This is a genomic window from [Zimmermannella] faecalis ATCC 13722, from assembly GCF_000381765.1.
Lineage (GTDB): Bacteria > Actinomycetota > Actinomycetes > Actinomycetales > Microbacteriaceae > Gulosibacter > Gulosibacter faecalis.
In genome coordinates this window covers 69,195-83,641 of the sequence record NZ_KB907078.1, presented here as the reverse complement: position 1 = coordinate 83,641, position 14,447 = coordinate 69,195, and the positions used below count along the sequence as shown (strand labels likewise).

Annotated in this window: 11 protein-coding genes; 9 read left to right on the top strand and 2 right to left on the bottom strand. The window is 70.3% G+C overall.

Annotated features, from left to right (window positions below):
- Positions 1 to 10: 10 nt before the first annotated feature.
- The gene (locus tag G328_RS0107450) at positions 11 to 682 is read right to left on the bottom strand and encodes a GntR family transcriptional regulator (protein ID WP_019618719.1); all 672 of its coding nucleotides are present in this window, start codon (positions 680 to 682) and stop codon (positions 11 to 13) included.
- Positions 679 to 2,142, bottom strand: a complete 1,464-nt coding sequence (locus G328_RS0107445; RefSeq protein WP_019618718.1) for a fumarylacetoacetate hydrolase family protein — start codon at positions 2,140 to 2,142, stop codon at positions 679 to 681. Before G328_RS0107445 ends, G328_RS0107450 begins: the two co-directional genes overlap by 4 nt.
- A gap of 724 nt (positions 2,143 to 2,866) precedes the next feature.
- Between G328_RS0107445 and G328_RS0107440 the strand changes: the two genes are divergently transcribed.
- From G328_RS0107440 to G328_RS0107400, 9 genes are all read left to right on the top strand, one after another.
- Positions 2,867 to 4,381, top strand: coding sequence for a GMC family oxidoreductase (locus G328_RS0107440; protein WP_019618717.1), 1,515 nt, complete (start codon positions 2,867 to 2,869; stop codon positions 4,379 to 4,381).
- 344 nt (positions 4,382 to 4,725) lie between these two features.
- Entirely contained in the window at positions 4,726 to 5,814 is a 1,089-nt protein-coding gene (locus G328_RS0107435) for an Atu2307/SP_0267 family LLM class monooxygenase (RefSeq protein ID WP_019618716.1), read from the top strand.
- Between the two features lie 9 nt (positions 5,815 to 5,823).
- Positions 5,824 to 6,792: an epimerase gene (locus G328_RS0107430; protein ID WP_019618715.1), complete on the top strand. Its 969-nt coding sequence runs from the start codon at positions 5,824 to 5,826 to the stop codon at positions 6,790 to 6,792.
- A gap of 290 nt (positions 6,793 to 7,082) precedes the next feature.
- Positions 7,083 to 8,513, top strand: a complete 1,431-nt coding sequence (locus G328_RS0107425) for an APC family permease (protein WP_019618714.1) — start codon at positions 7,083 to 7,085, stop codon at positions 8,511 to 8,513.
- Between the two features lie 2 nt (positions 8,514 to 8,515).
- The gene (locus G328_RS0107420) at positions 8,516 to 9,841 is read left to right on the top strand and encodes a glutamine synthetase family protein (protein ID WP_019618713.1); all 1,326 of its coding nucleotides are present in this window, start codon (positions 8,516 to 8,518) and stop codon (positions 9,839 to 9,841) included.
- Positions 9,831 to 10,994: an amidohydrolase family protein gene (locus tag G328_RS0107415; protein ID WP_019618712.1), complete on the top strand. Its 1,164-nt coding sequence runs from the start codon at positions 9,831 to 9,833 to the stop codon at positions 10,992 to 10,994. The genes G328_RS0107420 and G328_RS0107415 overlap by 11 nt, the downstream gene beginning before the upstream one ends.
- Complete coding sequence (locus G328_RS0107410) at positions 10,991 to 12,193, top strand: M20 metallopeptidase family protein (protein WP_019618711.1); 1,203 nt, start codon at positions 10,991 to 10,993, stop codon at positions 12,191 to 12,193. The genes G328_RS0107415 and G328_RS0107410 overlap by 4 nt, the downstream gene beginning before the upstream one ends.
- Complete coding sequence (locus G328_RS0107405; protein ID WP_019618710.1) at positions 12,190 to 13,095, top strand: MurR/RpiR family transcriptional regulator; 906 nt, start codon at positions 12,190 to 12,192, stop codon at positions 13,093 to 13,095. The genes G328_RS0107410 and G328_RS0107405 overlap by 4 nt, the downstream gene beginning before the upstream one ends.
- Positions 13,092 to 14,438, top strand: coding sequence for an aminotransferase class III-fold pyridoxal phosphate-dependent enzyme (locus G328_RS0107400; RefSeq protein ID WP_019618709.1), 1,347 nt, complete (start codon positions 13,092 to 13,094; stop codon positions 14,436 to 14,438). Before G328_RS0107405 ends, G328_RS0107400 begins: the two co-directional genes overlap by 4 nt.
- Positions 14,439 to 14,447 lie beyond the last annotated feature (9 nt).

Below are 14,447 nucleotides of genomic sequence, written 5' to 3'. Positions count from 1 at the left end.
GTGGGTCGGGTTACGCGTTCGCGTCACCCTGCTGCTCGAGCACGGCGCGCATCGTGCGCAGGCGGTGCTCGCGGGCGGCTCGCTCGATCTCGGCGGCGGGGGCGCCGTCGCGGATGAGGTCGACGAGTTGGTCGTGTTCGGCCACCGATTCGGCGGCCCGGTTCGGCACGAGGCCGAACGAGGATTCGCGCATCGCTTCGAGGCGGCCCCAGCCGCGGCGCACGAGGTCGCTGATGTGGTCGTTGTCGCAGTGGGCGTGGAGGATGTCGTGGAACCGGTGGTTCGCGTCGGTGAAGGCGGTCGGGTCGAACGATGCGGCGGCGGCGAGCTTCCGCATTTCCTCGTTGATCGCCGCGGCCCGCTCGAGCTCCTCGGGCGTGATCTTCGGCGCCGAGAGGGCGGTCGCGTAGCCCTCGACGAGGCCGAGCGTCTCCATCGTGTTGCGGTAGAGGTGCGGGTCGGGGAACGACACCTGCGCGCCCACGTTGTGAACGTAGGTGACGAGCCCCTCGGCCTCGAGCATCCGAATCGCCTCACGAACCGGCACCACCGAAACGCCGAGATCGTTCGCGATCTGCGAGAGCACGAGCCGGAACCCCGGCGAGTACGTGCCGTCGGCGATGCGCTGGCGCAGGTGCTGGTGCGCGAGGCGGGTTTTGGAGGTTTCGACCGCGGTCGTCATTCGCCGGCCTTCCACGCCTCGAACTTTGCCTTCCACTCGGCGTTCGGCGGGAACAGGCCGTCGACCTTGTTGCCCTCCTTGACCTGGTCGAAGACCCAGGCGTCCTGGCGCTCCTGCTCGAAGGCGTCGTGCACGACCTCCTCGAACAGGTGGGGCGGAATCACGATGACGCCGTCGTCGTCGCCGACGATCACGTCGCCGGGCTGCACGGTCGTGCCGCCGCAGGCGATCGTTGCGTCGAACTCCCACGGCACGTGGCGGCGGCCGAGCACCGCGGGGTGCGAGCCGTTCGAGTAGACGGGCAGGCCGAGTTCGGCGACCGCGGCCGAGTCGCGCACGCCGCCGTCGGTGACGACGCCGGCCGCGCCGAGCACCTGGGCGCGCAGGGCGAGCACGTCGCCGAGCGTACCGGTGCCGGCCTCGCCGCGGGCCTCCATGACGACGACGTCGCCCGGACGCACCGAGTCAATCGCCTGCTTCTGCGCGTTGAAGCCGCCGCCGAACTTTGCGAAGAGGTCTTCGCGGTTCGGCACGAAGCGCAGCGTCTTCGCGTAGCCGAGGATGCGCGTGCCCGGGTGGTTGGTCGTCGGGCCGTCGATCGAGCAGTTCGTGATACCGCGCTTGCGCATCTGCGCCCAGAGCGTCGCGACGGCGGTCTCGGCGACCTTCTCTCGCAGCTCCTGCGTGATGACGTCGCGCGGGTCGGTGAGGCCGGCCTTCGCCTTCGAGCCCCACGCCTCCTCGCGCTGCAGCTCGTCGACCTTCGGCTCCGCGCCGAACGGGGCGAGCTCGTGCTCCGACTCGACGACCTTCGTGACGAGGCGGCCGGTCGTCGGCGCGCCCTCGGCGGTCGGCGCATCCACCTCGACCTCGAGGGTGTCGCCGGGCTGCGCGACCGAGCTGCCCGCGGGGGTGCCGGTGAGGATGATGTCGCCCTGCTCGAGCGTCATGAGCTGCGAGAGGTCGGCGACGAGCTGGCCGAACGGGAACGCGAGCTCGGCCGTCGTGTCGTCTTGCACGAGGGTGCCGTTGTGCCAGGTGCGGATGCGCAGGGCGGTCGGGTCGAGCTCGGCGGCCGGGAGCACCTCGGGGCCGAGCGGCGTGTAGCCGTCGCCCGACTTGTTCTTGACGTTCGAGCCCTTGTCGGCGTGGCGGAGGTCGTAGAGGCCCCAGTCGTTCGCGGCCGTGATGCCCGAGATCTTCGACCAGCCGTCTTCGGGGGAGACCCGGCGGCAGGTCTCGCCGACGATGAGGGCGATCTCGCCCTCGAACGCGAGGAGCTCGGTGCCCTTCGGGCGCTCGATGGTGTCGCCGGTCTGGGCGATCGAGGTGCCGGCCTTGATGAAGTAGCCGGGGAACTTGGGGGAGCGGCCGCGCTCGGCGATGCGAGAGGGATAGTTGAGGTGCAGGGCAATGATCTTGCCCGGGCGGTTGGTGCGGTCGGTGAAATCGACGGACATGTGCGGTTCCCTTCGCGTCGCTGCGATGCTGCTGCGGGAGAGCAGCCGATATACGAAATAATATACGATCGCCTGCCGACCGCAAGGGGCATTCAGCAGAGGCTCAGTTTTGGGGCTGGGGCCGGTGGCTTGTCCGGGGATGGAGGGCCAAGCGGGCGCATTGCGCCGAGTGGGTGCATCCTGCGGTGGCCGGGTGCATGGTGCACGATACCGCTGGCCGCCGTGCGATACCGCCGCTCGCGCAAGCGCCGACACACAAGCTCCCCTGAAATTCCACCACCCCACAGGACACGGCCCGGGACGCGGCGCCCCTCTTCCGTTGCCTGACGGCAATTCGCAACGAATCGGCGTCGAAATGCGTAAGTTCCCGTCAGTCAGCGAGTGGTGGGTGAGTGGAGGATGCGCGGGCGTGACCGAGAGGTCCCTCACGTTCGCTGCCCTTCCGGTCACTACTCCCGCTGCCTGACGGCAATTCGCTACGAATCGGCCCGGAAACGCGCAAGTTGCCGTCAGTCAGCGAAAGAGGTGCGCAGGATGCACGGCGCAAGGGTGGGGCGGATGCGCGGCCGTGAGCGGCGGCCCCCCACCCGCCCACTTGCTTACGCGTGCACGAGGCTTGGCCGGAAGCGCATCCTGCCGACAGTTGTGCCTGACTTCTCGGTCAGTATTCCTACCCTGAGCGGAACGAGCACCAACGGGGGTGCCCGTGAGGCAAGGAGTACACATGTCGCACTACATCGTTGTGGGAGCGGGCTCGGCCGGTTCCGTGGTCACTCGCCGTCTGCTCGACGCCGGGCACCAGGTGACGTTGCTCGAGGCGGGCGGGTCGGACGTCAATCCGGCGATCCGGGACATCGGCCGCCTTGGCGAGCTCTGGCTCAGCAAGGACGACTGGGGCTATTTCACGACCCCGCAGCCCGGGGCTGCCGACCGCAAGCTGCACTGGCCGCGAGGCAAGGTGCTCGGCGGATCGCACTCGCTCAACGCGACGATCTGGGTGCGCGGCGCGCACGGCGACTTCGACCGCTGGGAGCGGGAGGGCGCCGAGGGCTGGAGCTGGGCTGACGTCGCGCCCGTCTTCAAGCGCATCGAGCACACGCAGGTCGGCGGCGATCTGCGTGGCCGCGACGGACTCCTCGACGTCACCGACACGGGCTACGAGCACAGCCCGCTGTTCGAGTCGATGCACGAGGCGGCGGTTGCCGCGGGTGTGCCCGCGAACCCCGACTACAACGGTGAAGAGATTGAGGGCGTCGGCTGGGAGCAGCTCACGATGCGCGACGGCGAACGGTTCAGTTCGTACCGCGCCTACGTCGACCCCGTGAAAGACCACGAGGACCTCACGATCCGCACCGGCGTCTGGGTCACCCGCCTGCTCCTCGACGGCGAGCGAGTCACCGGCGTCGAGGCCGAGATCGACGGCGCCACCGAGGAGATCACCGCCGACGAGGTGATCCTGTCGGCCGGCGCGCTCGACTCCCCGCGCATCCTGCTGCTCAGCGGCATCGGCCCGCGCGACCACCTCACCGAGGTTGGCATCGAGACGAAGCACGAGCTCCCGGGCGTCGGCGAGAACCTGCACGACCACGTGCTCGCGCCGGTCATTGCGCAGACGACGACGCGCGACATCCCCGAGCGGCAGCCGAACGAGCCGGTGTCGCAGATGCACCACTTCACGACCTTCCGCGAGGGCAGCGACGTGCCCGACACGCAGCCCATCTACTTCTCGGTGCCGATGGTGAGCGAGTTCCAGGAGCCTGGGCCGAACATGTTCACGCTCCACGCGGGCCTCGTGCGCCCGACGTCGCGCGGCACGTTCCGGCTCGCGTCGAACGATCCGCACGAGCCCGCCCTCCTCGACCCGCAAACGCTCTCGACCGACGAGGACATCGCGAGCCTCGTCGCCTCGGTGAAGCAGTGCCGCGAGATCGCGGCCCAGGCACCGCTGAAGGATGCTTGGGGTGCGGTCGAGGTGTATCCGGGCCCCGACGTGCAGACCGACGACGAGATCGCCGCGTACGCGCGTAAAAACTGTGTGACCTACCACCACCAGGTCGGCACGTGTCGCATGGGCACCGACGAGCTCGCGGTCGTCGACCCCCGCACGCTGAAGGTGCGCGGCCTCGAGGGCGTGCGCGTCGTCGACGCGTCGGTCATGCCGTCGGTGACGAGCGGCAACACGAACGCGCCCTCGGTGATGATCGGCGAGCGCGGGGCCGAGTTCATCCTGGCCGGATAGCCGCTTGGCCGGCTACGCGAACGGCCGGATACGCGAATCGCGCCGCGGCGGGCGGCCCCGAGAATGCTCGCGGTCGCCCGCCGTCGTGTGCTTGTCGAGAAGTGCCCCGGTTCAGCTGCCCTCGCACGCTGTCTCGGGATACCCTGAGGTTGGTAGCGGAAGGCGAAATAGACTTCTGAGCGCCGATTCGGAAAGCCCGCGCGAGAGCGCGGGCTTTCGTGTCGGAGGGTGCAGCAACGATGAGTTATCGGCCGCAGACGTGGCCGGCCCTGTGCGGGAATGCACTCAGGTTGCCCGGCGTTCTGTCCGATTGAATGAATAATCACGCAATCGGAAGAGGCGACATGAGCGACCCCACCACCGTGCCCACGCCCACCGCCGACGCGGTCGAGTTCGGCATTAACACGTTCGGCGACGTGAGCAGCAACCTCGACGGCACGACAAACACGCACGCGCACACGATCCGCGAGATCGTCGAGCAGGGCGCGCTCGCCGACGAACTCGGCATCGACGTCATCGGTATCGGCGAGCACCACCGTGACGACTTCGCCGTCTCGTCGCCCGAGCTCGTGCTCGCGGCGATCGCGTCGCGCACCGAGCACATCCGCCTCGCCTCGGCCGTGACGGTGCTGAGCTCCGACGACCCAGTGCGACTGTTCGAGCGCTGGTCGACGCTCGACGCGGTCTCGAATGGGCGCGCCGAGATCATGATCGGCCGCGGCTCGTTCACCGAGTCGTTCCCGCTGTTTGGCTTCGAGATGCACGACTACGAGGAGCTCTTCGAAGAGAAGGCGAACCTCTGGTCGATGCTCGCGCAGGGCGGCCCCGTCACCTGGCGCGGCAAGTTCCGTGCCCCGCTGACCGACACCGTCGTGTATCCGCCCATCGAGCCGAACGCCGACGGCACGCCCGGCCGCCTCGCGACGTCGGTCGCGGTCGGCGGCAGCCCCGAGTCGGTGATTCGCGCGGCGCACTACGACTTCCCGCTCATGCTCGCGATCATCGGCGGCGAGGTGTCGCGGTTCGCGCCCTTCGCCGACCTCTACCGCCGGGCGCAGGCGAAGTTCGAGCACGAATCGTCGCGCATCGGCTACCATTCGCCCGGTTTCATCGGCGCCACCGATGCCGAGGCGAAGGACGCCTTCTACGAGTACTGGCAACAGAACACCTCCAGGATCGGCGCCGAGCGCGGCTGGCCGCCCGCGACGCGCGAGCAGTTCGAGGCAGGGATCCGCGGCGACGGCGCGCTCCACGTCGGCAGCCCCGAGACGGTCGCGCAGAAGATCGCGCGCGGCCTGCGCAGCCTCGGCGCGACGCGCTTCGACCTCAAGTACCAGGCTGGCGAGCTGCCGCACGAGCTCGCGATGCAGTCGCTGCGGCGCTACGGCGAAGAGGTGATTCCGCGGGTGCGCGAGCTGCTCGCCGCCGGTTAGAGTCGGGGCATGAGCCCCAAAGCGGTCGTTGCCGGTTCGTCCGGATTCCTCGGAAAGGCAATTGCGGAGTCGCTCGAGCGTGACGGTTTCGAGATCGTGCGGGTGGGTCGACGTGGCCCGGATGCACGCTGGGGCGACGCGGATGCGCTCCGTCGCGCGATCGACGGCGCCGAGATCGTCGTCAACCTCGCGGGCAAGTCGGTGAACTGTCGCTACACCGACGAGAACCGGGCTGAGCTGCTTCGCTCGCGCATCGAGACGACCCGAGAGCTGCGTGAGGCGATCGCTGCGGCCGCCTCGCCGCCGCCCCTGTGGTGCAATGCGAGCACGGCAACGATTTACCGGTTCGCGATGGACCGACCGCAAGGCGAGTCGACCGGCGAGATCGGCGAAGGCTTCTCGGTCGACATCGCTCGTAACTGGGAGCAGGAATTCTTTGCGGGGGAGTTGCCCGGGGTGCGTCGCGTTGCCCTGCGCATGTCGATCGTGCTCGGCGACGGGCCGGCCACCGCGATGCTCGTTAACCTCGCGCGATTCGGTCTCGGCGGGCCACAACTCGACCACCCCTGGTTCCCGCACCGGCGCTATCGCGGTGTCGGCGCGCATCCGACTGGCGCGCCGACCGCGCCCTGGCATGACTCGCGTGGGCGCCAAATGTTTAGCTGGATTCACGTCGACGATGTCGTGCGGGCAATCGACTTCATTCGCGAGCACGACGAGCTTGCGGGCCCCGTGAACCTGGCGTCGCCGAACCCGAGCGACAACCGCACGCTTATGCGCGAGCTGCGAAACGCGGTCGGTGTACCGTTCGGGCTTCCGGCGCCGCGTGCGGCGCTCGAGCCCGCGATGTGGGTGCTTCGCACCGAGCCCGAACTCGTGCTGAAGAGCCGCTGGGTTGTACCGGAACGGCTCACGGCAGCGGGGTTCGAATTTGCGATGCCGACGCTCCGCGAAGCCGTCCGCGCGGTCGCGAACTAACGTCGCGGCGTAGCTGGCGACCTTCCGGGTTCGCCCGGATGCGCTTCACGCGATCGGATGCAGTGGGCGCAGCTGGGTGTGGTGGGCAAGTGTGGCCATGGCGTCCGACTGCGCCCACTGCGTTCGCGACACCGCGACCCTCCACTCACCGACGCCCAACTCACCCCAACCGTGTGACAAATGTTTCACGACGCGCTAGATTTACGCGCAGTGAAACATTTGGTTCATGAACGCCGGGACGGTTCGCATCGGAGCGAACGCGGCGTCACCTGTGGCAGTGAGGGCACACAATGAGCGAAACTTCGGCGGCGCAGACCGCCACCCCACACACCAAGCGCCCGCTTGGCACGTTCGAGATCACGGCAATCGGCATCGGCTTCATGGGGCCGGTCATGGCGATGTCGCTCAACGGCATCGGCGTCGCCGGGCTCGTCGGCAAGTCGGTGCCGTTTACGTTCCTCGTCGCGTTCGTCGGCACCCTGTTCGTCGCGTACGGCTTCGTGCGCCTCACGCGCAAGATCACGCACGCGGGCTCGGTGTACGCGCTCGCCGGCACGACGCTCGGCCCGAAGGCCGGGTTCTTCGGCGGCTTCGCGCTGCTCGGCACCTACATCTTCTTCGCGGCCTGCATCGTCGGCGCGTGCGCAGTGTTCTTCGAGGCGATGCTCGCCGAGATGGGCGTCGTGCTCGCCCCGGGCATGTGGATGATCGTGGCCGCGGTCGTCGGCGTCGCGGCGCTCGCACTCAACCTGCGCGAGTCGGCGATCGTCGCCCGCACCCTGCTCGGCATCGGCTTCGTCGGCATCGGTGCGATGCTCATCCTCGCCATCGTCATCATCGTGAAGATCGCGGCGGGCGACGCCCCGGTGTCGACCGGCATCGACCTCTCAACCCTCACGCCGGGGGATGCCCCCATCACGGCGATCATGACGGCGGCGGTCTTCGGCTTCCTCTCATGGGCGGGCTTCGAGTCCGGCACGTCGCTCGGCGAGGAATCCGACGACCCGAAGCGCCACGTGCCCCGCGCCGTGCTGCTCGCCGTCATCATCGGCGGTCTCGTGTACGTGTTCATGATGTTCGCGCAGACGATCGGTTTCGGCACCGACCAGGCCGGCATCGACGCGTTCGCGAACGCCTCGTCGACCCTCACGACCCTCGCGTCGACGTACATCGGCCCGTGGTTCGCGGTGCTCATCTCGATCATTGCGTTCCTCGTCGCGTTCGGCGCGCTGCTCAGCTCGAGCACGGCCGCCTCGCGACTCCTGTTCGCCCTCGCGCGCGACGGCTTCGGCCCGAAGGCGTTCGCCCGCCTCAACGAGCGCACCCAGGTGCCCTCGGCGTCGGTGACGGTCGCCGTGCTGCTCACGACCGTCATGGCGCTCGTGCTCGGCGTGTTCGGCGCGACGAGCGTCGACGCCTACTACTGGTACGCGACGATGGGCACGCTCTGCATGGTCGTGGCCTACGGCATGACCGCGGTCGGCGTGATTCGCCACATGTTCACGCCAAACTCCGGCATCAAGAAGTGGGAGGTCATCTTCCCGCTGCTCGCCCTCGCATTCCTTATCTACGTGTACGTGATTCAGATCGTCGGCCAGGAGCCGCCGTACACCTACTTCCCCTGGCTCGCCGGTGCATGGTGCATCGTGGGCCTCATCATCGTGCTGAGCCAGCCGCAGCTGGCGAAGCGAATCGGCGCTCGACTCACCGTGGAGGACTAGTCATGACCACCCCAACCACCGCAGCTGCCGAGGCGAACGACCTCGACGAACTCATCTTCCTTGCGACCACCGACATCGCGGCGCGCACGAAGGGCCGCGCGCAGCGGCTCGCCGACTTCGACGAGCGCACGACGCTCGGCTGGGTGCCCGCGAACCTCGGCATCGGCCCCCTCGGCCACATCGTCGACGGCATTCCGTACGGCTCGTCGGGTGACCTTCGGCTTAAGCCCGACCTCGATTCGCGCGTGCGCATCGACACGGTGCCGGGCCGCACGCCGCTCAACCTCGTGTTCTCCGACATCATCGAGACCGACGGCACGCCGTGGGAGTCGTGCGCGCGCACGTTCCTGAAGAACGCGATCGCCGACCTCCGCGAGCACGGGTTCACGACCCGCAGCGCGTTCGAGCACGAGTTCGTCGACCTCTCGGCGACGACCGAACCGCACCCGTTCTCGCTGCGGGGCTTCCGCAACATCGAGCCGATCGGTTCGCAGCTCGTCACGACGCTCGAGCGCGCCGGCCTCGAGCCCGACACCTGGCTGCCCGAGTACGCCGAGCACCAGTACGAGATCACGGTGAAGCCGACGGATGCGCTCGCGGCGGCCGACCGCGCGATCCTCGTTCGCGACATTGTCACCGACCTGTTTGCCGCGAACGGGCGCCACGCGAGCTTCGCCCCGGTCGTGCGCCCCGGCGCCGGTGGGAACGGCGTGCACGTGCACTTCGGGCTCAACGACCTCGACGGCGAGACCGTCGTGTGGGACGACACCCGCCCGGGCCGGCTCTCCGAGACCGCCGCGAAGTTCGCCGCGGGCATCGTGAAGTACGCGCCGGCGATGACGGCGCTGTTCGCGCCACTCGTGACGAGCTACGTGCGCCTCGCGCCGCACAACTGGTCGACCGCCCGCGCGTTCCTCGGCCTGCAGAACCGCGAGGCGCTGCTGCGCATCTGCCCGACGAACGAGCTCGACGGCCGCGACCCGAAGCCGCAGCTCCACTTCGAGTTCCGCGGCAGCGACATCGGTGCGAACCCGTGGCTGCTGCTCGGGCTCATCATCCGCGCGGGCCTCGCCGGCATCGACGAAGACCTCGCGCCGGCCGACATCGTCGTGGGCGAGCTCGACCTCGACGGCGAGCACGCCGGCCTCGCGCAGCTCCCGGGCAGCCTCGAGGAGGCGCTCGTCGCGCTCGAGGAGAACGAGACGGTGCGGAGCTGGCTCGCGCCGAACTGGCTCGCGACCTTCCTCGCGGTGAAGCGCGACGAGATCGCCTCGCTGCGTGACAAGACCCCGGCCGAACAGTGCGAGGCGTACACGAATGTCTACTGACGCACTCGACCTCACGAACCTGCCGCTGTTCGATCATCACTGCCACGGCGTGCTGACGAACGACGTCGATCGTGCGGAATTCGAGGGGCTCATCTCGGAGTCGTCGCGGCCCGCGACCGACGGCACGACCCGCTTCGACTCGCAGGTCGGGTTCCAGGTGCGGGCGCACTGCGCGCCGATCCTCGGGCTCGAGCCATTCGCGGCGCCCGACGACTACCTCGCGCGGCGCCGCGAGCTCGGCGCCGACGAGGTGAACCGGCGACTCCTGCGCGCCGCGAACATCGCGGTGTACGGCATCGAGACCGGCCACGACGCCGGCCGCATCAACGGCCCCGCCGACATGGCCGAGCTCGGCGACGCGAGCCACTGCGAAATCGTGCGCCTCGAGCGCCTCGCCGAGCAGGTCGCGGAGCGCGTTCGCGACGCGCCGGGCGCATCCGCAGCCCAGCTTGTCGACGAGATCGAGCGAACGCTGGATGCGCGCCTCGAGCACGCGGTCGGGGTCAAGACAATCGCGGCCTACCGCATCGGGTTCGACTTCGATGACGCCCGGCCGGGCCGGTCGGCGGTCGAGTCGAGCGCCGCGCGACTCCTCGAGACCGAGGGGCCGCTGCGGCTCGACGACCCGACGCTGATTCGTCACCTCATCTGGCTCGCGATCGATCGCGCCTGCGTCATTCAGGTGCACGTCGGCTACGGCGATGACGACGTCGATCTGCACCGCTGCAACCCGCTGCTGCTCACCCGGCTGCTGCGCGCGAGCGTCGACTCGGGGGCGCGGTTCACGCTGCTGCACTGCTACCCGTTCCACCGCGAGGCGGGCTACCTCGCCGACGTGTTCCCGCACGTCTACTTCGACATCGGGCTCGCGATCAACTACACGGGTTCGCGGTCGGAGGCCGTCATCGCCGAGTCGCTCGAGCTCGCGCCCTTCGGCAAGATCCTGTTCAGCAGCGACGCGTTCGGCGCGGCCGAGCTCTACTATCTCGGCACGCTGCTTTTCCGCCGGGGCCTCACGGCGGCGCTCGCGCGGTTCGCCGAGCTCGACGGCTGGCCGCTCGCCGAGCAGCAGCGCGTCGCCCGCATGATCGGCTACGAGAACGCGGCCCGCGTCTACGGATTCGACCCGCTCGCACAGAACGGAGCAGCATGACTTCTGCCACCGACGCTCTGCCAACAGACACCCAGACCCTGCTGACCGACTGGCTCGCCGCACTCGAGCGCGAGCTGCCGGCCGCGGCCGAGCTGCGCCGGGTGCTCCACCGCGAGCCCCGCGCGAGCGGCGACGAGCGCGAGACCACCGAGCGCGTCGCCGCGGCGATGGATCTCGAGTTCGAGCCGGTCGCCGACACGGGCGGCATCGGCCGCCTCGGCCCCGACTCGGGCCCGGCGATCGGGATGCGCGGCGAGCTGGATGCGCTGCCGGTCACCGAGGCGACGGGCGTCGAGTGGGCGTCGACGAATGGCTGCATGCACGCGTGCGGCCACGACGTGCACCTCGCCGCACTCACCGCGGTCGTGCGAGCGGCCCGGGACCTCCCGCTGCCGTACGCGCTCGTGCCGGTGCTGCAGCCGCGCGAGGAGGCGTACCCCTCGGGCGCGGCCGACATCGTCGAGGAGCCCGCGTTCGCGCGCGCCGAAATCGCGCACATGTTTGGTGCGCACGTGCATCCGGGCGTGCCCGTCGGCGCGGTCGCGACCGGCGCCGGCTTCGTGAACGCCGCCGCAGGCGAGCTGCGCATCGTCGTCACCGGCCGCGGCGGCCACGGCGCGTATCCGCACCACGGCGACGACGTGGCCGGGGCCGTCGCGCAGATCATCTCGGGCATCCCCGCGACCCTGCGGCGCACCGTCGACCCCATGCACTCGGCCGTCGTCAGCGTCGGCACCGTGCGCGTCGGGTCGGGCGCCGCGAACGTGCTCCCCGCATCCGGCGAGATTCTCGCGACGATTCGCACCGCGTCGTCCGACGAGGCCCGCAGGCTCGCCGACGTGCTGCGCGACTTTGTCGCCCACCAGGCGAGCGCGTTCGGCTGCACCGGCACGCTCGAGCACGTCGAGGGCGAGCCCGAGCTCGTGAACGACGAGGCGCTCGTCGCCGAACTCGACGGCCTGCTCGACCGCGTCGGGCTCGACCACGCCGAGCCGATGCGCTCGCTCGGCGCCGACGACTTCTCGTTCTTCGGCACGGCCGTGCCGAGCGTCATGACCTTCGTCGGCGTCGACGGCGGCGGGGTGTCGCTCCACGACGCGACGTTCCTGCCCGACGAACACGCCATCGAGCGCGTCGCAAAGACCTTCATCGCCGGCTATCTCGCGGCCGCGCGCCGACTCGACGGGGCGACGCCGTGACCACCCCCGCGACGCACGATGACGCGGCGAGCGTCACCGAGCGCATCAACGGGCGCTTCGCCGACCTCACGTCGGCCGAGCGCCGGGTCGCCCGCACGCTGCTCAGCGACTACCCGGTCGCCGGGCTCACGAGCGTGCACCGGTTCGCCGAGCGCGCCGGCGTGAGCGCCGCGACGATCGTGCGATTCGTGCAGACCCTCGGGTTCGCGGCGTACCGCGAGTTTCAAGACTCGCTGCGCGACGAGGTGCAGGCGCGCGAAGACTCCGCGCTCTCGCTCGCGCTGCGCCGTCCCGACCCGGCGCCCGCCGACGACGGGCTCGAGCAGCTCCGGGCATCGCAGGCGTCGTACATCGACGGCATCAACCGCACCTTCGACTCGCTGCGCGCGAGCGAGGTCGAACAGCTCGTCGGCTGGCTCGCCGACTCCCGCGTCGGCATCGTCGCCCACGGCGGCGTGTTCTCGGGGCTGCTCGCGCACCACCTCGTCACCGAGCTCTCGATGTTTCGGCCGGGCGTGCGCACCTGCCCGAGCAACACGATGCGGCAGATCGACCTCCTGCTCGAGTCGGCGAACCGCGCCGACGTGTGGGTCATCTTCGACTTCCGCCGCTACGCCCCCGCCACCGAGCGCATCGCCCGCCAGGCCCGCGAGCACGGCGCCCGCATCGCCCTCATCACCGACCGCTGGCTGTCGCCCATCGCGAACTTCGCCGACGTCGTGCTGAGCTGCCGCGTCGAGGCGAGCGGACCATCCGACACCCTCGTGCCCGCAATGGCGCTCGTCTCGGCCCTGTGCGAGGCCGCGGTCGCGCGCCTCGGCAGCGACGGGCTCGACCGCCTTCGCCGCATCGACCCGATGCGCGCCGCAATCGAATCGACCATCACGAAGGAGCCGCTATGACCCGCGTTCCCCGCGAACTCACGGCCGACGAGCGGCGCGAAGAACTCGCCGCGTACGCGCGCGACGAGGCCGCCGTCGCCGGCATCGAACACCTCCGCTTCTTCCCGCTCGCCGTCGCGGGCGGCGAAGGCGCCTGGCTGCGTACCTCGTCGGGGCGTCGCGTGCTCGACTTCTCGGCGAGCTGGACCGCCTCGGCCTTCGGCCACGGTAACCCGACCATCGCCGACGCGATCGCCGACGCCGCACGCGCGGGCGGCGGCGCCTCCGTGCTCTCAAGCGCCGTCGAGGCGACGACCCGGCTCGCCGAGCGACTCGTCGAGCTCGTGCCGATTCGCGAGGCCGACACCGCGTGCCGCCGCGCCTACCTCGGCCTCGGCGGCACCGACGCGAACACCGTCGCGATCGCCGCCGCCCGCCACGCCACCGGGCGCCAGGGCATCGTCGCGTTCAGCGGCAGCTACCACGGCGGGCACGGCCCCTCGCTCGAGGTGTCGGGCATCGCGGTCGAGCCGGGCGACGACGCGCCCCAGGCGCGGCTCGTCGACTACCCGGTGACGCATGCGCAGCTCGACTCCGCGCGCGGCCGCCTGCGCGAGCTGCTCGCGGGCCGCGACGTCGCGGCCGTCATCGTCGAGGCGCTGCAGTGCGACGGCGGCGTGCTCGTACCGCCCGCCGGATTCCTGCCCGCCCTGCGCGAGCTCTGCGACGAGTTCGGCGCCCTGCTCATCGTCGACGAGGTGAAGGCCGGGCTCGGCCGCACGGGCGAGCGCTTCGCGTTCGAGCGCTCCGGCGTGGCGCCCGACCTCGTCACGCTCGGCAAGGCGCTCGGGGGAGGGCTCCCGGTGTCGGCCGTCGTCGGGCCGGTCGAGGCGATGAGCGAGCCCCGCGCCTCGGCCCTGCTCACGACCGCCGGCGCACCGATCGCCGCGGCCGCCGCATCCGCCGTGCTCGGGCTGCTCGACGACGGCGAGCTGCTCGCCGCCGCGACCCGGCTCGGCGCAGTCGCCCGCGACTCGCTCGCCGGCTACCGCGCGAGCAACCGCCCCGGGTCCGCCGCGATCACCGAGGTGCGCGGCGCAGGCCTGCTGCTCGGCGTCGAGCTCGGCGAGGCCGCGGGGCAGCCGTTCACCCCGGCCGAGGTCGCGGCGCTCACGGTCTACCGCGCCTGGGAGCTCGGCTGCGCGCTGTTCGTTGTGCGCGAGAACGTGCTCGAAGTCACCCCGCCCCTCACGATCGCCGAGGACGAGCTGCGCGCCGGCCTCGAGTGCATCCTCACCGCCCTCGACGACGTCGCCTCGGGCCGGGTGCCGCTCGACGCGATCGCGTCGTACGGCGGCTGGTAGCCCGCGCCA

What these genes read in the sequence shown, in the direction of transcription:
- G328_RS0107410 (WP_019618711.1), top strand. Translation starts at nt 10,991, where the DNA reads ATGACTTCTGCCACCGACGCTCTGCCAACAGACACCCAGACCCTGCTG.
- G328_RS0107420 (WP_019618713.1), top strand. Translation starts at nt 8,516, where the DNA reads ATGACCACCCCAACCACCGCAGCTGCCGAGGCGAACGACCTCGACGAA.
- G328_RS0107400 (WP_019618709.1), top strand. Translation starts at nt 13,092, where the DNA reads ATGACCCGCGTTCCCCGCGAACTCACGGCCGACGAGCGGCGCGAAGAA.
- G328_RS0107445 (WP_019618718.1), bottom strand. Translation starts at nt 2,142, where the DNA reads ATGTCCGTCGATTTCACCGACCGCACCAACCGCCCGGGCAAGATCATT.
- G328_RS0107430 (WP_019618715.1), top strand. Translation starts at nt 5,824, where the DNA reads ATGAGCCCCAAAGCGGTCGTTGCCGGTTCGTCCGGATTCCTCGGAAAG.
- G328_RS0107440 (WP_019618717.1), top strand. Translation starts at nt 2,867, where the DNA reads ATGTCGCACTACATCGTTGTGGGAGCGGGCTCGGCCGGTTCCGTGGTC.
- G328_RS0107450 (WP_019618719.1), bottom strand. Translation starts at nt 682, where the DNA reads ATGACGACCGCGGTCGAAACCTCCAAAACCCGCCTCGCGCACCAGCAC.
- G328_RS0107425 (WP_019618714.1), top strand. Translation starts at nt 7,083, where the DNA reads ATGAGCGAAACTTCGGCGGCGCAGACCGCCACCCCACACACCAAGCGC.
- G328_RS0107435 (WP_019618716.1), top strand. Translation starts at nt 4,726, where the DNA reads ATGAGCGACCCCACCACCGTGCCCACGCCCACCGCCGACGCGGTCGAG.
- G328_RS0107415 (WP_019618712.1), top strand. Translation starts at nt 9,831, where the DNA reads ATGTCTACTGACGCACTCGACCTCACGAACCTGCCGCTGTTCGATCAT.